At 46.4% G+C, this 17,074-nt stretch carries 12 protein-coding genes; 6 read left to right on the forward strand and 6 right to left on the reverse strand.

Annotation, left to right across the window (positions count from 1 at the left end):
- The first annotated feature begins 390 nt into the window (after nt 1-390).
- Nucleotides 391-1,452, forward strand: a complete 1,062-nt coding sequence (hppD, locus tag QUB16_RS10460; RefSeq protein ID WP_333315882.1) for a 4-hydroxyphenylpyruvate dioxygenase — start codon at nt 391-393, stop codon at nt 1,450-1,452.
- A gap of 20 nt (nt 1,453-1,472) precedes the next feature.
- Here hppD and QUB16_RS10465 read toward each other — a convergent pair whose 3' ends face one another.
- Complete coding sequence (locus tag QUB16_RS10465) at nt 1,473-2,006, reverse strand: GNAT family N-acetyltransferase (RefSeq protein WP_333315883.1); 534 nt, start codon at nt 2,004-2,006, stop codon at nt 1,473-1,475.
- Nucleotides 1,987-4,116, reverse strand: a complete 2,130-nt coding sequence (locus QUB16_RS10470) for a diguanylate cyclase domain-containing protein (protein WP_333315884.1) — start codon at nt 4,114-4,116, stop codon at nt 1,987-1,989. The genes QUB16_RS10465 and QUB16_RS10470 overlap by 20 nt, the downstream gene beginning before the upstream one ends.
- Before the next feature lie 495 nt (nt 4,117-4,611).
- On the opposite strand from QUB16_RS10470, the gene QUB16_RS10475 reads away from it, so the two are divergent.
- Nucleotides 4,612-5,295 carry an HAD family hydrolase gene (locus QUB16_RS10475; protein ID WP_333315885.1) on the forward strand — a complete coding sequence of 228 codons (684 nt, stop codon included), beginning with the start codon at nt 4,612-4,614 and terminating at the stop codon, nt 5,293-5,295.
- Nucleotides 5,296-5,557: 262 nt separating this feature from the next.
- Here the strand turns inward: QUB16_RS10475 and QUB16_RS10480 are convergent, their stop codons facing one another.
- Both QUB16_RS10480 and pgeF read right to left on the reverse strand, forming a co-directional pair.
- On the reverse strand, nt 5,558-6,169 hold the full coding sequence (locus QUB16_RS10480; protein WP_333102270.1) for a CPP1-like family protein: 612 nt from the start codon (nt 6,167-6,169) through the stop codon (nt 5,558-5,560).
- 243 nt (nt 6,170-6,412) lie between these two features.
- On the reverse strand, nt 6,413-7,291 hold the full coding sequence (gene pgeF, locus QUB16_RS10485) for a peptidoglycan editing factor PgeF (protein WP_333315886.1): 879 nt from the start codon (nt 7,289-7,291) through the stop codon (nt 6,413-6,415).
- Nucleotides 7,292-7,451: 160 nt separating this feature from the next.
- On the opposite strand from pgeF, the gene QUB16_RS10490 reads away from it, so the two are divergent.
- The 4 genes from QUB16_RS10490 to QUB16_RS10505 all read left to right on the forward strand — a co-directional run bounded on the left by QUB16_RS10490 (nt 7,452) and on the right by QUB16_RS10505 (nt 14,529).
- Nucleotides 7,452-8,639 (forward strand): RNA-guided endonuclease TnpB family protein, encoded by a 1,188-nt coding sequence (locus tag QUB16_RS10490; protein ID WP_333315887.1) that lies wholly within the window; start codon nt 7,452-7,454, stop codon nt 8,637-8,639.
- 341 nt (nt 8,640-8,980) lie between these two features.
- The gene (locus QUB16_RS10495; protein ID WP_333315888.1) at nt 8,981-10,159 is read left to right on the forward strand and encodes a transposase; all 1,179 of its coding nucleotides are present in this window, start codon (nt 8,981-8,983) and stop codon (nt 10,157-10,159) included.
- A gap of 102 nt (nt 10,160-10,261) precedes the next feature.
- The gene (locus QUB16_RS10500) at nt 10,262-12,049 is read left to right on the forward strand and encodes a peptidoglycan DD-metalloendopeptidase family protein (protein ID WP_333315889.1); all 1,788 of its coding nucleotides are present in this window, start codon (nt 10,262-10,264) and stop codon (nt 12,047-12,049) included.
- Between the two features lie 83 nt (nt 12,050-12,132).
- Nucleotides 12,133-14,529 carry a hypothetical protein gene (locus tag QUB16_RS10505; RefSeq protein ID WP_333315890.1) on the forward strand — a complete coding sequence of 799 codons (2,397 nt, stop codon included), beginning with the start codon at nt 12,133-12,135 and terminating at the stop codon, nt 14,527-14,529.
- 63 nt (nt 14,530-14,592) lie between these two features.
- Here QUB16_RS10505 and QUB16_RS10510 read toward each other — a convergent pair whose 3' ends face one another.
- Nucleotides 14,593-15,783 (reverse strand): glycosyltransferase family 2 protein, encoded by a 1,191-nt coding sequence (locus QUB16_RS10510; RefSeq protein ID WP_333315891.1) that lies wholly within the window; start codon nt 15,781-15,783, stop codon nt 14,593-14,595.
- A 291-nt stretch (nt 15,784-16,074) separates the two neighbouring features.
- Nucleotides 16,075-16,791, reverse strand: a complete 717-nt coding sequence (gene ribE / locus QUB16_RS10515; protein ID WP_333315892.1) for a riboflavin synthase — start codon at nt 16,789-16,791, stop codon at nt 16,075-16,077.
- Between the last annotated feature and the right edge of the window lie 283 nt (nt 16,792-17,074).

Below are 17,074 nucleotides of genomic sequence, written 5' to 3' on the forward strand. Positions count from 1 at the left end.
TGTCATTTGAAGGCAGAAGACAGCGGCGCCTCAAGCCCCGAAAAATTATCATATCTTTAGGTTTGAGAACTTGCACAGCACCTAATTATGTAGAGTGCTCTTCTGCCGCACCTTACCCATATAAGTAGCACGTCAAACCATTTTTTGCCTTAGTCCTATTGGCGAAGGTCTAGCGGTCAAACCTAAGTTATCGCAGACAACGGGTTTCTTTTAAGTGCCGACTTATTTCTGCCTTCAGAGGGAGCTAGGATATTCAATCTTTAGGTTATTATTAAGTGGGCGCGCAATAAAAAGTATGAAACATCTCCATTACTCAGTCCCTACCTGGCAGTTTGACCTTGAAAATCAGCAGATTTTCCATTTTTCAGTTTCCATTTTCAATTATTGATTATGGAGTTCGATCGCATTCACTTTTACGTTGAAAATGCTAAAATATCCCGCGACTGGTTTGTCAGCCGCTTAGGCTTTCAATCAACGGCAGGTTATGCCAACAGCCACACTAGAACTGAGGTTGTCAGCAGCGGCAATGTACGTTTTGTTTTATCTTCGCCCCTGACACCCGCTAGTCCCGCTGCTACTTGGTTGAAGTTTCACCCTCCAGGAATTGCCGATGTGGGTTTTCGGGTAAAAAATATCGAATTGGCGGTAGCTAGAGCGGCGGCCGAAGGCGCTAAAATCCTGGAACCGATTCAAGAAGACCTAAACGAAGGAGGCTATTTTAAGCGGGCAAAAATCGCTGGTTGGGGAGATTTAAGCCACACGCTCGTTGAGCGAATTGGCGGCCATTCACTGCTATCGGCTTCTCCTAAGCTGCCGGTGTTTACCCTAATCGACCACGTAGTGTTAAATGTTGAATCGGGCGATTTGTCAAGTGCTGTTAGTTGGTATGAAAAAATATTAGGTTTTCAACCGCAGCAAAATTTTGACATTCAGACTGAGAAATCGGCTTTGCGGAGCCAAGTTATGGTGCACGCTGAAGGTGGGGTGCAATTCCCGATTAATGAACCGGCATCAGCTAATTCTCAAATTCAAGAGTTTTTGAGCGCAAATCGGGGGCCGGGAATTCAGCACATGGCTTTGCAAACTAATAATATTGTGGGGGTTGTTGCCGATTTGCGATCGCGCGGTTTGCCTTTTCTGCCGGTTCCTCCAACATACTACTCCGAATTGCAGCAGCGGCAAAACTATGTGCCCGCAGATTGGCAAGCAATTGCAGCTTGTCAAGTTTTGGCAGATTGGCAAGAAGATACTCCCGCAGCGATGCTGCTGCAAATATTTACCCAGCCAATTTTTGCAGAACCGACTTTCTTTTTCGAGATTATTGAGCGCCGAGTTAGTTTAGTTAACGGCACACAGGTGCAAGCTGGAGGTTTTGGGGCGGGGAATTTTCGAGCTTTGTTTGAGGCAATTGAACGCGAACAAATGAAGAGGGGAAGTTTGATAGATGATTGACAAAAATTCCACTTTTTAGGTCATACAGGCGTGTTAATCAGCACTGCGATATCTTTCCAACCGTAGGCAATTTCTTTGAGTGCAACTCCTGCTCTACTTGTTTGCTGTTCGTCTACTTTTTCACCTCCTAATAATTCATAAAACCTATAGGCTGAATTGTCTCCTAGTACCCAAACCAGCATCGAGTTCAAACTTAATTCTGCCAATTTTGTGGCAACTGTTCTCACGAGTTGCCGCCCGATTCCTTGACGCTGATATTCCTCCAAAATATAGATGGCAAATAATTCTCCTTTATATATATATTTGCCGGTGCGCTCGCAACCACCGGCAGCAAAACCCACAATTTCTCCCGATTCATTCTCCGCAACGCACACAAAATTTTTACTTTTTTCTGCGTTTACCAGGAGTTCTTGCCAATTGCTTTCTCGCTTTTCATAGGATAACTGTGCGAGGTAATCTGCTGGTACAATTTTTCGGTAAGCTGTCCGCCAAGTATCTAGATTAACCCGTGCGATTGCAGGTGCGTCAGCGATTTTAGCTTCTCTCACAATCATCAGAAAATACTCCTTTCGGGCCCTGAAATTCTCTTTTCAAGTCTAGGCAAACTATCCGATCCCGCCCTTCTAGTTTAGCTCGATACAGCGCTCGATCGGCCTGTCCAATTAACCCCTCAATCGATAAACCAGCAGCAGGCACAGCATTAGCGATCCCCATACTGAGAGTTATAAACTCACTTACCTTGGAAGCAGCATGAAAAATACCCGCCGTTTTCAAATCGCTGCGAATTGCTTCAGGTACCCGCATGGCTCCCTGCACATCAGTTCGCGGCAAAATTACCGCAAATTCTTCGCCGCCGTAGCGGGCGGCTAAATCTCCTGCCCGCTGAGCGTTGTTAGCTAAAATTTCGGCTACTTGTTTTAAACATTCGTCGCCTCCTTGATGCCCGTAACGATCGTTGTAAAGTTTGAAAAAATCGATATCGCACAAAATTAAAGACAGCGACTCTTTTTCTCGCTCCATCAACTGCCATTCTAACTCCAATTTTTTGTCAAAACAGCGGCGGTTGGGAATTTGAGTCAATCCATCCACCGAAGCGAGCCGCTGCAATTCCATGTTAGCTGCTTGTAATTCTAATTTAGCTTGTTCTAAAGCTAAATTTTGCCGAGCTAATTCTTCACTTTGCCGTTTTTCTTGTTCGTACAAAAATCGGATTGAAGCTTCAGCTTCGTACAATTCTTGCTCTGCATATTTGCGCTTGACAAATTCTCCTAATTGAGAACTTACCACAGCTATTATCTGAAGTAAATCTTGATCGGGCGGCAGTTCTTCCCGGCAAAAAAAAGTCATTACTCCTACAACTTGGCCCCTAGCGTGAATGGGGAAACCGAATCCCGATCGCAGTCCCGCTTCCTGGGCCAAGTGCGATCGCACGAAATTGCGATCGCCCACAAGATCGGTAATCCACTGCGGAGAACCGCTCTTGGAAACTGCTCCGGGCAAACCCTCACCCGCCGCCAAAGTAATCTGCTCGTTGTTTTCGGCAAACTCCCTAACTTCCTCCGCTGCCTGCCAAACTACCCCCCGCCGCCAACAACGAGTTTCCGCGATCGGACAGCAAAGCGGCAGGCACCAAAGTGACTCTTTTTCCGATTTTATTTCCGCACCCAATCTAGTTTCTTCCTCCGCCTCTGCAGGCGTCCAAAGTTCGCCAAGATCCCACCCAAAACTTTGGCAAATAGCTTGCAAAATTCTCGGAGTTGCATTATCTAGAGAACTTGATTCTGATAGGATATGAGTAACAGCATACTGTGCTTCTTGACACTTTTTTATGCGTTGTTGCTTGGTAATGTCTTTGCCGATATATACAAAATCTTGTATAACCTCGCTATCTGCATCCGGGCTTCCTGTGCTTGTCTCAAAACTAGAGCATGAAAACGCAACAATCAGCTTTAAACCTATTTTCGTTTGGCAAGTTACTTTTACTTGAGGCCAATATTCGCTTTTAAGTGCAGGAGGTAGCTGGCTGACTTTGCGTAACAATTCCTCCTCAGCCGTAATCATGGATATGGATTGGCCGATTAATTCCGATTCGGTATATCCAAATAATTGCTGTGCAGCTTGATTCACTTTTTTGATTTGGCCCGATGTTCCTGTTACGAACAAAACATCCCCTAGGGAATTAATGATTTTGTCAATATAATCGCCAGCCGCAGCTAAGTTCTCACCTTTAATACTTGTTTTGTTGGCAGCCTGAACGATGGTTGGCGGAGATCCTATGCTATCTGTCACATCTTCGCATAAAATAATCAATCTGTCAGCAGTGGCTTGTCCCTTATAACCAAAAATGTACAAATTTAGATACAAATAAGATCCGTCTTCGAGAACTCGGCTAATTGATTTTAACTGAAAGTCTTGCTGTCGTTCTTCAATAATATCTTCAAGGATTCCTTCAATTCCGATCAGTTCGGGAAAACTATCGCGCACGTCTTTTCCTTCGCCTACTTCCTCATGAATGTAGGCAAAATCTTGCACTTTCAAAGATATTTCTTTAATCTTGAGTTCCCGATCGACTGTGAGGTATTCAATCCTGCGTAAGGATAACAGCTTATAAAGAAGAATATTAATACTTCTGGGGCTGCTCTCTACAGTTAATGTTGGAAGCATCTCGTTATTGTAGAGCATCTCTCTCAAAGGTTAGCCGGTAAAGTTAGTTGTTGTTTGGCTGCGATTTCTCAGGGAAATTTTTATACTGGCAGATGTCATCACTTGTTACCGCTGGCTAATTTATGCAAACAGTACACTTTGGATTCTCCAAGCAGTTTTTGCTTATTTTAAAAATGGGGCAAAATATTAATTGAACCCACTTTTTTTGAGAAAGCGCAGTCAAAATCAGCCTCTATTGAGGTTGAAATTTATGAACAAGATGTAGCGGTTTACACTATTTGTGCGGCACATTTTCATTTTAAATTCCCCGATATGGCTGACAACCGCTCAAGTTGAGGAACAGCACAGTTTAATTCAAATGTTTGCTTTAATTAGCACCATTCCTATAGACCTTACCTCCCCAGGGTATTTGTGTCAAATTTTGTAAATAAAGTGTTACCTTTAAGTGATATAGTATCGAAAGATTTGTATAAAAGCTTAAAAATACTCTGCTAAATGCTGAGACTTATTACCGACTTTGACGGCCCGATCATGGACGTGTCCGATCGCTACTACCGAGTTTACCAGTATTGTCTGGCCGAGACTCAACGTGAGGGGCAACCAGTGCGCGAACTCCCCAAGGCAGAGTTTTGGGACATGAAGCGCGCGCGGGTTCCCGAAACCGAAATCGCCATCCTCTCAGGATTAGACGCTGCCCAAGCCCGCGATTTTGCCCAGAAACGCCGTCAAACCGTCCACACCCTACCCTACATGATTTACGATCGACCAGTTCCCACCGCTCTGGAAACTCTCGAAAAGGTGCAGGGCGCTGGAGTAGACTTAGCGGTGATGACCATGCGCCGCGTTAGGGAACTAGATGAAGCCTTCAACCGCTGCAATTTAGGGCATTTTTTCCCGGAAAACCGCCGCTATTGCCTCCCCAACGATTACGTTAAAACCGGGGATGTCAAAGATAAGCCCCTGTTGATGGCAAGAGCTCTCGCCGAACTGCCGCCGGCTTCTGACACTTGGATGGTGGGCGATACGGAAGCCGATATTATATCAGCAAAAACGCACGGCGTCAAGGTAATTGGTGTTTTGTGCGGAATTCGCGATCGCACCCAACTAGAAATGCACCAACCGGATTTAATTGCTAACAATTTGAGTGAAGCAGTTGAGATTATTTTAGATAGTCAGTAGTCAGTAGTCAGTTGACAGTTGACAGTTGACAGTTGGCAGTGGTTAATTATTGTTATTGGTTAATTGTTATTGGTTGGTTCGTAGGTTTTAGGTGTTAGTAGTTAGTTGATTGTTACCAATTACCAATTACTAATTACCCATTAACAATTACCAATAACTAATGACAGTTGATGCTTGACTAATGATTGATGACTGTGAACAACTGACAACTGACAACTGACAACTGACAACAGTCAACTGTCAACTGTCAACTGACAACTGACTATCGCAGAAAACCGCTGACCAGCCACAGAATTAAAAACGTAAACAAAGCGATAAATTTCTCTGTTGTTATAAATGCCGGACTGACCAAAGAACCCAAAAAGCCTCCCAGCAACAAGCCTATAACCAAGCCAGCCACAGTCAGCAGCACAGCCCGACCAAATTTTTGTTCCTTGCGATTAACAAAATAAAGACAACAGCCGACCCCAAGAGCCAGAGTCAACTGTAGTAAACCATCATTAGCCGCCGGATAAATACTCAGTCCGCCTAACCCCACATACACCCCAGCCGGCCACAAAATGTCCGATCGGCTAGGAGTATCGATTAACCGCTGCAACCAAGCTGGGCTGCCACTCGGAGGAGAGGGAGTAAAGGTTGGGGGTGGGGGAGTCAGCCGTTCGGGAAAGCGGATGCGTTCGGGTACTTTAATTTTGCCTTCCTGTCGCTGCCGCAGGCGATCCATGAGGATCGCATCGTAAGCTGCTTCGATCAATTCCAAACGTTTCTTGTCACCGCTGTACTGCTCGCCTAGGCGCGTGCGGGCCTCTTGCACTTCATCAAAGGAAGCATCTTCATCGACTTCAAGAAGTTGATAGGGAGTTGGCTCACTCATTGTAATAACCCGCTGAAGACTCTCGTTATATAGCAATCTTAACAAGAGAGGAAAGCGGGGCGGGAGCTCTGCCGCTTTCCCAAAAGTTTTGCTGCTAGTTTTTAGTGTTTTAAAACAGGAACCAGCAAACCTTACGAAGGTAGAAACTAGAAGGCATTTGGCATTCGTAAATAAAAAATAATGAATCCAAAGATTTTTATTTTTATCTGGGCCGTCTAAAATTTTACCTTCTGCCAAATGCCCTCAGAAGGGACTTGTCCTGCTGGCGCTCACAATTCCCGACCACTGGACTTTTTTAAGTCGATCGCGGCGGTAGGAAAAAAAGCGAGCCGAGTCAGAATAAGTACAGAAAGGAGCGATCGCCACTTGAGAAATATCGATTCCCAACTGCTGCAATTGCAGAGCATTGCAGATGCGAACATCCAAGCGTACTTTTCCCGGTTCGGGATCGGCTAAGACAGGCGTTTCGGGGAGTTGATGCAAAAACTCGCAGATGCCGTCTCCTGTCGCACTAACGGCACTCCTAGGAGCAATGGTGGCTCCCAGTTCCGCTGCCACTTCCACAGATACCTGGTAAACCTCTCCAGCGATCGCCGGCCCCATAGCAATCTTCAGATTTTCTAGTTGACTGCCTTGTGCCACAAGTTGAGCGATCGCCTCTGGTAATATCTTAGCAGCAGTCCCGCGCCAACCCGCGTGAACTGCCGCAACCAGTCCCGTGCGATCGTCAGCAATCAGCACCGGCACGCAGTCAGCGGAGCAAACCCACAGCGCCTCCAATTCTCGCTCGGCAACCAAGCCATCAGCCTCAGCATAGCTTGGGGCAGCGGTTTCCGGGCCCGGAGCCACAACCGGGGACAACTCAGTGGTTTTGAGTACCGCATTGCCGTGTACCTGTTGGAGTCGGTAAACCTTAGCTTTCGGTTCGAGAACTTCCGTCAGCTCGATCGGCCCCTGGGGCGAGAAATCGCGAGTAAAAAAGCCGTGAGACCAGCGAGAAAGCAAGCTGCAAGTCAGATAGGGCAAGCCTTCAGAACTCTGCCAGTCCCAACTGATACCGTCAGGCTGTCCAGCGCATTCAGAGTCAGGAAAATTTGTCAAGCGATCGCCAGCTACAGTCATGAAACCTATCCTTACTCAAGCGAATCATCAAAAAAATGGGCGGAGCGAAGCGGAGGGCCCAAACCCCGTCCTTTTAGGAAGGCTTTACATGAATTTTTGTTAAGCTCTACCATTTCACATTAGACGTGCTAGTATGTGAAACAGCGTACTTAAGGTCAGCATGACACTAAAAGCCTTCAGCTATCGATTCTACCCAACGCCGGAACAAGAAAGTTTGTTGCGACGTACTTTGGGTTGTGTTCGTTTGGTCTACAACCGTGCTTTAGCCACAAGAACGGAAGCTTTGTACGCACAACAGAAACGGGTAGGCTATGCTGAGACTTCTTCAATGTTAACCGAATGGAAGAAAACCGAAGAACTAGATTTTCTGAACAAAGTTAGCTGTGTGCCATTACAGCAATGCTTGAGACATTTACAAACGGCTTATACCAACTTTTTTGATGGGCGGGCAAAATATCCTAACTTCAAAAAGAAACGCAACGGTGGTAGTGCAGAATTTACCAAGTCAGCATTTAAGTTCAGAGATGGACAAGTCTACCTAGCAAAAAGCACAGAAGCGTTACCCATTCGCTGGAGCCGGACACTACCTGATGGTTGCCGACCATCAACAATTACAGTAAAGCTTGCACCATCAGGTAGGTGGTCAGTTTCTCTGCTGGTAGATGTTGAAATTGAAGCATTACCCAAAACAGATAATCAAGTCGGTATCGACCTGGGAGTTACAAGCTTGCTCACTTATAGCACTGGCGAAAAGATTGCCAATCCCAAAGGATTCAAGGCAAAATATCGCCAACTTAGAAGAGCGCAAAAATCTTTAAATCGCAAACAAAAAGGGTCCAACAACCGTCACAAAGCACGGCTTAAAGTAGCGAAAGTGCATCAAGAAATTACTGATGCAAGGAAAGATAATCTTCACAAGTTAACAACGCGGTTGGTGCGTGAAAACCAAACCATCGCCGTAGAAAACTTAGCTGTGAAGAATATGGTTAAAAACCCTAAACTTGCCGCTTCTATAAGTGATGCAAGTTGGGGGGAATTAGTCAGACAACTTGACTACAAGTGCGATTGGTACGGTCGCACTTTAATTAAGATTGACCGATGGTTTCCGAGTTCAAAACGGTGTGGTAATTGCGGACACATCGTTAACAAGATGCCGTTGAATATCCGAGAATGGGATTGTCCTAATTGCGGGACGCGCCATGACCGAGATATTAATGCGGCAAAAAATATTTTGGCGGCAGGGCTTGCCGTGTCAGTCTGTGGAGCGACTGTAAGACCTGAACAGAGTAAATCTGTTAAGGCTGGTGCGAAACCCCGTAAGGGACAGAAGCAGAAACCTGAATCGTGAGGTTGAGGAATCCCCGTGCGTTTACGCCTGGGTGGATGTCAACAGTGTGGCCGTCACAGACTTCTAGGCAAGTGCCATCGGGCTCAAAAAAACCGGATATCGATCGCGACTGAATGCGTAAAGCATTTGAGCTTGTTCGATGTGCAGAAAAAATTGCCTCAAGCCCGGTAAAATCAGTTAAGCCTGTATATAAAGACAAGGATTGCCATACATTCGATCCTGACCAAAAAAAGGGGATACAAGCCTCCCCCTTCTAGGGGGAATTTCGGTTCGGAATCTCTCAAGCAAGGTGTTTGAATAAACAGCACCGCATTTATTCATGTTGGCTCTACAATGGTTGTATGTTAAATCTCACCTACGAGTACAAGCTCATTCCTACCGACGCGCAACGCCAGACTTTCGACCTGTGGCTCAATATTTGCCGCAAGGTCTACAACTTTGGATTGCGAGAACGAAAAGATTGGGTTAATTCTCGTAAGTGTGAGATCAACTCGTGCAGCATTAAGCAGGAATACATGATCCCTGCTGATGCACCGCGTCCAACATTTGCCCGCCAATGCAAATCATTGGCAATCGCAAAGAAGTTAATTCCTGAGTTGAAACTGCCTCACACCCATGTATTGCAGCAGGCATTGCGCCAACTAGAGGCAGCGTTTGTGGCGATGTGGGAACGAGGACACGGTTTTCCTAGATTCAAAAAACGGATGCGCTCATTTGTGTTCCCTCAATTGAATCTAGAATCCGTTATACGGTTTGATAATGCCGATTGGGTCAACCTACCCAAGATTGGGTTAGTTAAAATGCACCTGTCGCGTCCAATCCCTCAAGGGTTTGATGTCAAGCAAATTCGCGTTGTTAAGAGGGCTTCAGGTTACGTAGCCATGCTCAGTTTGCAATGTGATGTCGCAGTGCCTCAAGCCCCACCTTCAGGGCATGGATTAGGGATTGATTTAGGGTTAAAACATTTTTTGGCAACTTCTGATGGTGAATTGATTGATAGACCTCGATTTTTTGTGGATGGACAACGCAAGCTGAAATTGCTGCAACGTCAACTCAAGCGCAAGAAAAAAGGCTCTAGAAAGTTTCGTCAAATTGATCGCCAAATAGCGAAGCACCACGAATACATCTCGAACAGTCGAAAAGACTTTCATTTCAAGACCGCACATCATTTATGTAACTGGGCCCAAACAATATTTGCTGAGGACTTGAACCTCAAAGCAATGTCAGCCGGAATGATGAGCAAGCACACGCTTGATGCAGGGTTTGGTCAGTTCCTGAATATCTTGGGTCATGTTTGCTTTAAGCGAGGTGCATACTTTGCAAAAGTAGACCCGAACCGAACCAGTCAAACTTGTCCCTTATGTCAAACCCATACAGGCAAAAAAGAACTATCCGAACGGGTGCATAGATGTCAAACGTGCGGCTATGAAACGAATCGAGATGTTGCAGCCGCGCAGGTGGTGTTGCAGCGTGGATATACAGCGGTTGGGCAAATCGCAGTGAATTTTGGGGAGGGCTAGCTACATGAGTAGTCCCAATGAACCAAGAATCCTCGTGCCTTCGGGCCGAGGAGTTGTCAATTCGAGATCCTTGTGCCCCCTGTTGAGTTGGGAAAAAAAATCGTGAAACCAGTTCCAGACAAGCAAATAACAGCCCATTTGAACACCAAACAGCAAAAAAAGAACCCTACAGGCGCCCGGACTCGATCGCGCCTTTTGTCCGATCGCTCACTGCTGGTGGGACTGGGTTGTCTTGCCAGTCTGGGACTGCTCAGCAAAGGCTTAGTTTGGGCCCAAGCCGAAATTCCGCCAGCAGAACAAGCCGTCCCCGGCGCAGCAGACCTCCAGCCATTATTTGAAGCTCCTCTCCCGCCCCCGGAACCCGAATTCAGCCAAGGGTCGCCAGAACCCTACCCTGAACCGCAGGCAGAAGTTCCGCCGTCCGAGCCTTTCGATGCCGCACCGCCGTCAGAGCCTGAGTACGCCAGCGAACCACCTCCCACCGAATATTATCTGCCGGAACCCGCGCTGATTCCCCTGCCAGAAGCGACGGCCCAAGAGCCGCCTTTTGAAGCGCCAGTTAACCCAGCCCACGCTGAAATCGACCAAACAGACTACAGCATTGGCGCTACCAGCGAGTACCAAGAGTACGAAGCGCCAACCAGAATAGAGTTTGCAGAACGATCGAACGGCTGCGAAGGAGGTGGCGATTTGTGCGCGCCTCCTCCTATTTCCGAGCCGGTGACGGCAGATGCAGCAGAACCCAGCTACAGACAGGAAACTCCGATCGCAGACGACGGCTATATTGCAGCCCCTCCTCCTCGAAATCTGCCAGAAAGCCTTCCGGGCGAGGTTCGGGGAACTGTTGCCGGAAATAGTAGCGGGAATCCTGTCAGTAAACTCGGTCAAGCCGTTCAACAAATAGGCAGCCAGGTTTGGGGGGGTTCCAACCCGCCGGAATCTGGTTACGTAGCCCCGCGCTACTCGGCTAACGCAGGATACTCCGCAGACACTGGATACTCGGCTAACATCGGCTACTCGGCTAACATCGGCTACTCGGCAGACACTGGATACTCCGCAGACGCTGGATATTATGCCGGATCGGCATCTTACGGCGGCGGCGCTCCAGCGCCCAGCATGGGACTCGGGCCGGTTCAAGTCGGTGCGGTTAGTGTCAGCAGCGGCAGCAATACCGGTTTTGCTTACTACAATCTCACGCCGCGTCCCCCAGGCGTGCCCGGAAATGGCAACACCAGCTTGCTGTTTCCGCTATCTATTGCTTCGGCCATTACTTCGCCGTTTGGGTGGCGGACTCATCCGGTTATGGGCTACGGCAGGTTTCACACCGGAACTGACTTGGGAGCCCCGATGGGAACGCCCGTACTGGCAGCCTATGCGGGTCAAGTGGCGATCGCCGATTGGTTGGGTGGCTACGGTTTGACGGTGGTTCTCAACCACAACAAAAATTCTCAGGAAACTCTCTACGCTCACCTTTCGGAACTCTTTGTGAAACCGGGAGAGTTCGTGAAACAGGGAGAGACGATCGGCCGCGTCGGCAGTACGGGAATGTCTACAGGGCCTCACCTTCACTTCGAGGTTCGGCAAATGACTGACCAGGGTTGGGTGGCGATCGACCCTGGTTCTCAGCTAGAATTCGCTCTGGCAAAAATGATCGGCAGTTTGGAAACCGCCAAAGTACCGCAAATGCCGAAAATGGTGGAAATACAAACCGCCAGCGGACTCAAGGATTTGGAAAACGATCTGCCCCAGTTGCCACCTCTGCCGCTGGGAATGGACATCGAAGTTCACAACCTCCAGCCGCCATTCCCGGAACTGTTAAAAGCTGACACTTCTAAGCCCAAAGCTTCTGAAGCAGTCAAACCCAAACCTCAGAAGCAAGCTAACAGGTAAAAATTGGGGATTGCGTAGATTAATTTTCTTGTGGAACGGTGGAAAAGCCCAGCCCCTACTCCCCACAAGAAAATTTATGTTTTGTGCAACGGGATCGCGTGTTCGTTGCTTTTCCTCGTTACCAGGCTCTTTCGGGTAACGAGGAAAAACTCATAAAAAATGGTAACTTGCAGCTTATGCTAATAGCGCAGCATTTGTGGGAATTAATTTTATTTCTGATTATTGTAGTCGGGCCGATTCCCTTAAGCTTGTCTCTTGCCTTCGAGAATCAGAAAGAAAACAATAACTATTCATTTCCCCATTTTCTCCTCGTACTCCTGACGGGATGGAGCGTTGCACAAGTTTGTATCGGCTTGATTTTAGGAAGTGCCGATCGACTAAATATTGCTGCGGTGATTATAGCAGAAATTCTGATTTGTGCGATCGGCTTCATCCTGATTTATACCAAAAACCACCAAACTTTTACCTTCTCGCAGTGGCAGATTCCCCAACTAAAGCAACCTTTGGGCCCATCAGAATTCCTAATTATTGTTGCCACCGCTGTTGCAGGATTTTTGCTGTGGAAAACTCTAGCAAGCAAACCCACAACCAATTATGACTCATTGTGGTTTCACCTGCCTGCGATCGCCCGATGGTATCAAACCCATTCATTTACATTATTAGATGTCGCCGGAAATTGGATTTTTGAACACGAGCAAGCTAAAGTATATCCCTACAATTGGCACGTTTTATCTGCTTTGTGTGTACTCCCCTTCAGAGAAGATTTTATCGCAGCTTTTCCCCTGCTAATTGCCTGGGTAATTGAGGGAATTGCCGTATATCTATTGAGCGTAAAATTTGGAGCCACCCGAATTCACGGCATGGCAGCAGCATCTTTAGTATTAACAGTACCGATGGTGCTCAACCAAGTTAACACTATTCACCCAGACTTACCGCTAGCTGCAATATTTACAGCGGGTTTGTATCTGGGTTTATCCTATCATAGCAGCCGATCGCAATCCGAACTTTCCCTATTTTTGGCAGCCGCAGGAATGCTAGCCGGAATAAAAATTACGGGAATAGTCTATACAGCCTCACTTTTAGGAGGATTAGCAATATTAGAAATTAAAAACTTCGCGGTTAATAAAAATTCCACACCAACTCAATTTAGAATTCGCCACTTTATCAAACCCGTGTTAGTTTGCGGCATAGCTTGTTGCTTGCTTTTAGGAGGTTTTTGGTATACGAGAAACTTGCTGCAAATCAATTATCCTCTCGGCGAAGTCGGCGATCTTAAAGTTCCCTTACAGCCTTTTTCCTTACCGTCTCCCGTACCTGCGCCAACACCTCCCGTACAGCAAGCAACACCTACCCAGCCTGCGCCGTCAGCTTCGCCGTCTTTCAATATTTGGCAAAGCACTTTAGCAGCTCAATTTAATCCCACCAATATTTCCCACTGGCAAACTGTCGGCTTACAAATTATCATTAGATTGCAACTGCCTTTTCTGGCGATCGCGCTTCAGGTATTGGCAGCACCTCTGGTGTTTATCCAGGGTAAAGCCAGAATAATCAATCAAAATAATATTATTTTAATAATACTTCTCGCCAGCACAGGAATTCTGTATCTAATTACACCTTACACGTCCGGTACGGCGGGAGATTCGATCGGTAAACTCAGCCCTTTACTGGGTTTTAATCTCAGATACGGCTTTCCCTTTTTAAGCGTACTCGCCATCGCCGCCGCAGCTACAGCAACTCGGATAAAAACTCCAAATCTAGTTGTTCTGATAGTGGTGTTGGTTAGTGGTTTGTTCGGAATTACTAGCAACACACTTTTTGATTATATTAAAAATGCTTCTTTCACCGGAGATAGTATTGTTTGGGGGAGTTTATTGATTGACAATTTTAAGTCTAACCCAAGAGAAGCTATTAATACTATCGGAAAAATATTAGGCCCCAGTTGGCCAGATATATTACCATCTCCGATATTTTATATTGTGTCAGTGACACTGGCTGCGATATTGTGGAAAATCAATCCTGGCTTAGAATGGCTGAATCATCTATTTCCCACCCGCAAAAAATCGATTTACATAGTGATAATTGGTGTCTGTATAGGATTGATAGTAATTGGTAATTGGAGGGAAAAGCGAGATTTCGCACGCACAGAACTGTATCGCGGTATTTACGAATATATTGATAAAAATACAGTACCAGATGAAAGAATAGGCTTCTTTTTAAGTTCGCGCAGCTACCTGTTTTACGGGAGAAATTTGGACAGACAAGTTTTATATGTGCCGTTTAGAGCCGATCGACTTTCGGAATGGATTGACAATCTACGGCGAAATAAAATTAGGACTGTGGGATTCGGGCCCCTGACTGGGACAAACGCAGCTACCAGAAAAGCTCTATCTTGGCTGACAAGTGCCGAAGGCCCGCTGCAACCAGTTTTCGGAAAAAATTTTAATACTGAGCCGGTGCTGTATCGTTTGAAAAATTGGTAACTGCTCACCGCCACTGCGTTGCAGTGCGTAATTACGTTTTAATAGTCTTAATTTCTTTTTTCATTAAGACAACTCTGCCTCTGTCGGGGGAGTGGCGCTAATGTTCACTTGAGGGAGCGTGTCAATATTTGGTTGATTTCGCTTGACAATGAGGGAAATTGAGCGGTGAAAAATGTTCCCTATCGTTACCATTAATTCGATCTTTTTGCGCCGGATCTCTATCAACACCTCCCGGCCGATCTGTTGGTTCTCAGAGGATGGCGTATCTTCTACTCTCACAGGTGCATCGAGAGCATCCTGATGTTTCCCAGACTGGGATAATAGGTTTAAAAGGCTCTTTCCCAATACTATGTAAAAGCCAGAACGCAATAAGGGTGAGATGCACTCAGTTTTTAAAGCTTGGAATAACCAAAAGAGCGCGGTGCGATCGCGGCCGTTGCGGCTGCTTTGGTTCGCTAAGTACAGCAAAAAATTACTGGTAGATAATCGGTGCAGGAAATCGGGAATTTCGGGATGCCGTTGCTTGGCAGCTTGCAGCATCAAAGATTGAGAATTCGCCATTGTCGTATAGTTGGTAGACATAGTGTTATACATTCTGCGATAGCCAATGGAAAATTCCGACACGGCTCGAAATTGATAAAGCTCTGCTATCCGCAGGTATAAGTCCCAGTCTTCACAGCCTTGAGCATTCCTTTCCTTCAATGTCTTGTCATAAACCCCCACCTTTTCCAAACAACTGCGACGGATCATAGAAGCACTCGCGTTTCCTATAAAGTTGTGGCAGATTAGGGTAGCGTACACGTCACCTTCAATTCTAAAAGACCGGAATCCTCCTGTTAGCAATCCTTTTTCATCTAAGTCTACTGTCCACGAATAGACCACCCCTACTTCTTCGCCTCCCTCCAACATACATTCAACTTGTTTTTCTATGTTTTCAGGATACCAAATATCATCGGCATCAATGGGGGCAATATATTCTCCTCTCGACTGCTGAATTCCTAAGTTTCGAGCAGCAGCGACTCCAGCATTTTGCTGTTTCAGAAGCTGGACGCGAGCATCTTTTTGGCTAATTTTTTCGACAATTTCAGGGGTTCGATCCTGGGAACCGTCATCGACTACTAAAACTTCAATTGCTGGATAAGTTTGAGCTAGAACAGATTTCAGAGTTTCTTCAATAAATGGCTCAGCGTTGTATGCAGGGATAATGACTGAGACGAGAGGTAAATTGGGAGATTTTTGATAATCTGGCTGCATTGGTTTTTAACAAGGTTTTTCAATTTTTTTTCTTTGTAGATTGGCAGCTCTACCTTACACTCGTCGCAGTCAGGACTTACACAGTCGGCGGAAGAGATAGCCAAGAAACCCCTAATAAAAATTGTACCGCCTTCTCTGTTCAACGTCAATGGTATATAGCACGTATCAATGAGTTGTGCAAAGCAAGAGAATGGTGATAGACTACAACTAAAAGTCATATTCTAAATGATAAAAAGATGCTACCCGGCCCACAGCTACTTCGCTCAGCAATGATTTTGATTGTTTCATTGATTACATAAATCCGTGTTCTGCTAAGAATTCGGGTGTAATTGTTCCTAAACTGTTGATTGTGGAGGTTTCTTCCCACGGTTCGGGATGGGATTTTGAGCCGCTGCGGAGAAATTTGGCGACATATTTGCCCAGAATATCTGCTTCTAAGTTTACTAAACTTCCTGGTTGCAAATAGCTGAGGTTTGTCTCACCAAAACTGTGGGGAATGACAGCAACTTCAAACCAATTGCCGTCAGCATCGCAATCTGCCACGGTTAAGCTGATGCCGTTGACGGCGATGCTGCCCTTGGAAACGATGTAAGGCGCGATTTGACGTTGCCATCCCGAATTGGCGGATGGTGGCGCAGTAAACCGCATCTCCCAAGCGTTGGCGGTTTGGGTTGATGTGGCTAAAGTGCCGATCGCATCTACGTGCCCCGTCACAAAATGTCCTCCCAATTTGCTACCGGCGCGCAGGGAGGTTTCTAGGTTCACCAAAGCATCGGGGAATGAGCCCAGAGTAGTGCGGCGGAGAGTTTCTGGGGAAGCGACGGCGACAAAACCCGTCGCAGGCAGAACTTCCACTACCGTCAAACAGACTCCATCCACGGCTACGCTGTCCCCAATGGCTAAATCTTGTAAAATCTGGTAGGAGTTGTTTGATGTGCAGGAAATTTGGAAATAATCGTTGCCTAGCGACTTCAGTTTTCCGAGAGATTGAATTAGTCCTGTAAACATAAGTATTTTTCCTTAGTCGATCGCCTATTTACATCAAACCACAGTCACAAACCAGATGCAGGAGCTTTTTCCGTCCCCCTGTCCCCCGGAGTCAATCGAAAATCGAAAATCGAAAATCTAAAATCGATAGTCCCAGATCAGTTGCAGATTCAGGCGAAGATCGAGTCATACTGGATTTAGGTCATCTTTATGTCCGAGTTTTCTACCGCCTTGCAGTTTCTTAATTCTGTCAGTAACCCAGCCCTAAAACCAGGGACTGAGCTTGTAAGAGCAATCGAAGCAA

This window comes from Microcoleus sp. D3_18a_C4 (genome assembly GCF_036702415.1).
Taxonomy (GTDB): Bacteria; Cyanobacteriota; Cyanobacteriia; order Cyanobacteriales; family Microcoleaceae; genus Microcoleus.

What these genes read in the sequence shown, in the direction of transcription:
- hppD (WP_333315882.1), top strand. Translation starts at nt 391, where the DNA reads ATGGAGTTCGATCGCATTCACTTTTACGTTGAAAATGCTAAAATATCC.
- QUB16_RS10465 (WP_333315883.1), bottom strand. Translation starts at nt 2,006, where the DNA reads ATGATTGTGAGAGAAGCTAAAATCGCTGACGCACCTGCAATCGCACGG.
- QUB16_RS10470 (WP_333315884.1), bottom strand. Translation starts at nt 4,116, where the DNA reads ATGCTTCCAACATTAACTGTAGAGAGCAGCCCCAGAAGTATTAATATT.
- QUB16_RS10475 (WP_333315885.1), top strand. Translation starts at nt 4,612, where the DNA reads ATGCTGAGACTTATTACCGACTTTGACGGCCCGATCATGGACGTGTCC.
- QUB16_RS10480 (WP_333102270.1), bottom strand. Translation starts at nt 6,169, where the DNA reads ATGAGTGAGCCAACTCCCTATCAACTTCTTGAAGTCGATGAAGATGCT.
- pgeF (WP_333315886.1), bottom strand. Translation starts at nt 7,291, where the DNA reads ATGACTGTAGCTGGCGATCGCTTGACAAATTTTCCTGACTCTGAATGC.
- QUB16_RS10490 (WP_333315887.1), top strand. Translation starts at nt 7,452, where the DNA reads ATGACACTAAAAGCCTTCAGCTATCGATTCTACCCAACGCCGGAACAA.
- QUB16_RS10495 (WP_333315888.1), top strand. Translation starts at nt 8,981, where the DNA reads ATGTTAAATCTCACCTACGAGTACAAGCTCATTCCTACCGACGCGCAA.
- QUB16_RS10510 (WP_333315891.1), bottom strand. Translation starts at nt 15,783, where the DNA reads ATGCAGCCAGATTATCAAAAATCTCCCAATTTACCTCTCGTCTCAGTC.
- ribE (WP_333315892.1), bottom strand. Translation starts at nt 16,791, where the DNA reads ATGTTTACAGGACTAATTCAATCTCTCGGAAAACTGAAGTCGCTAGGC.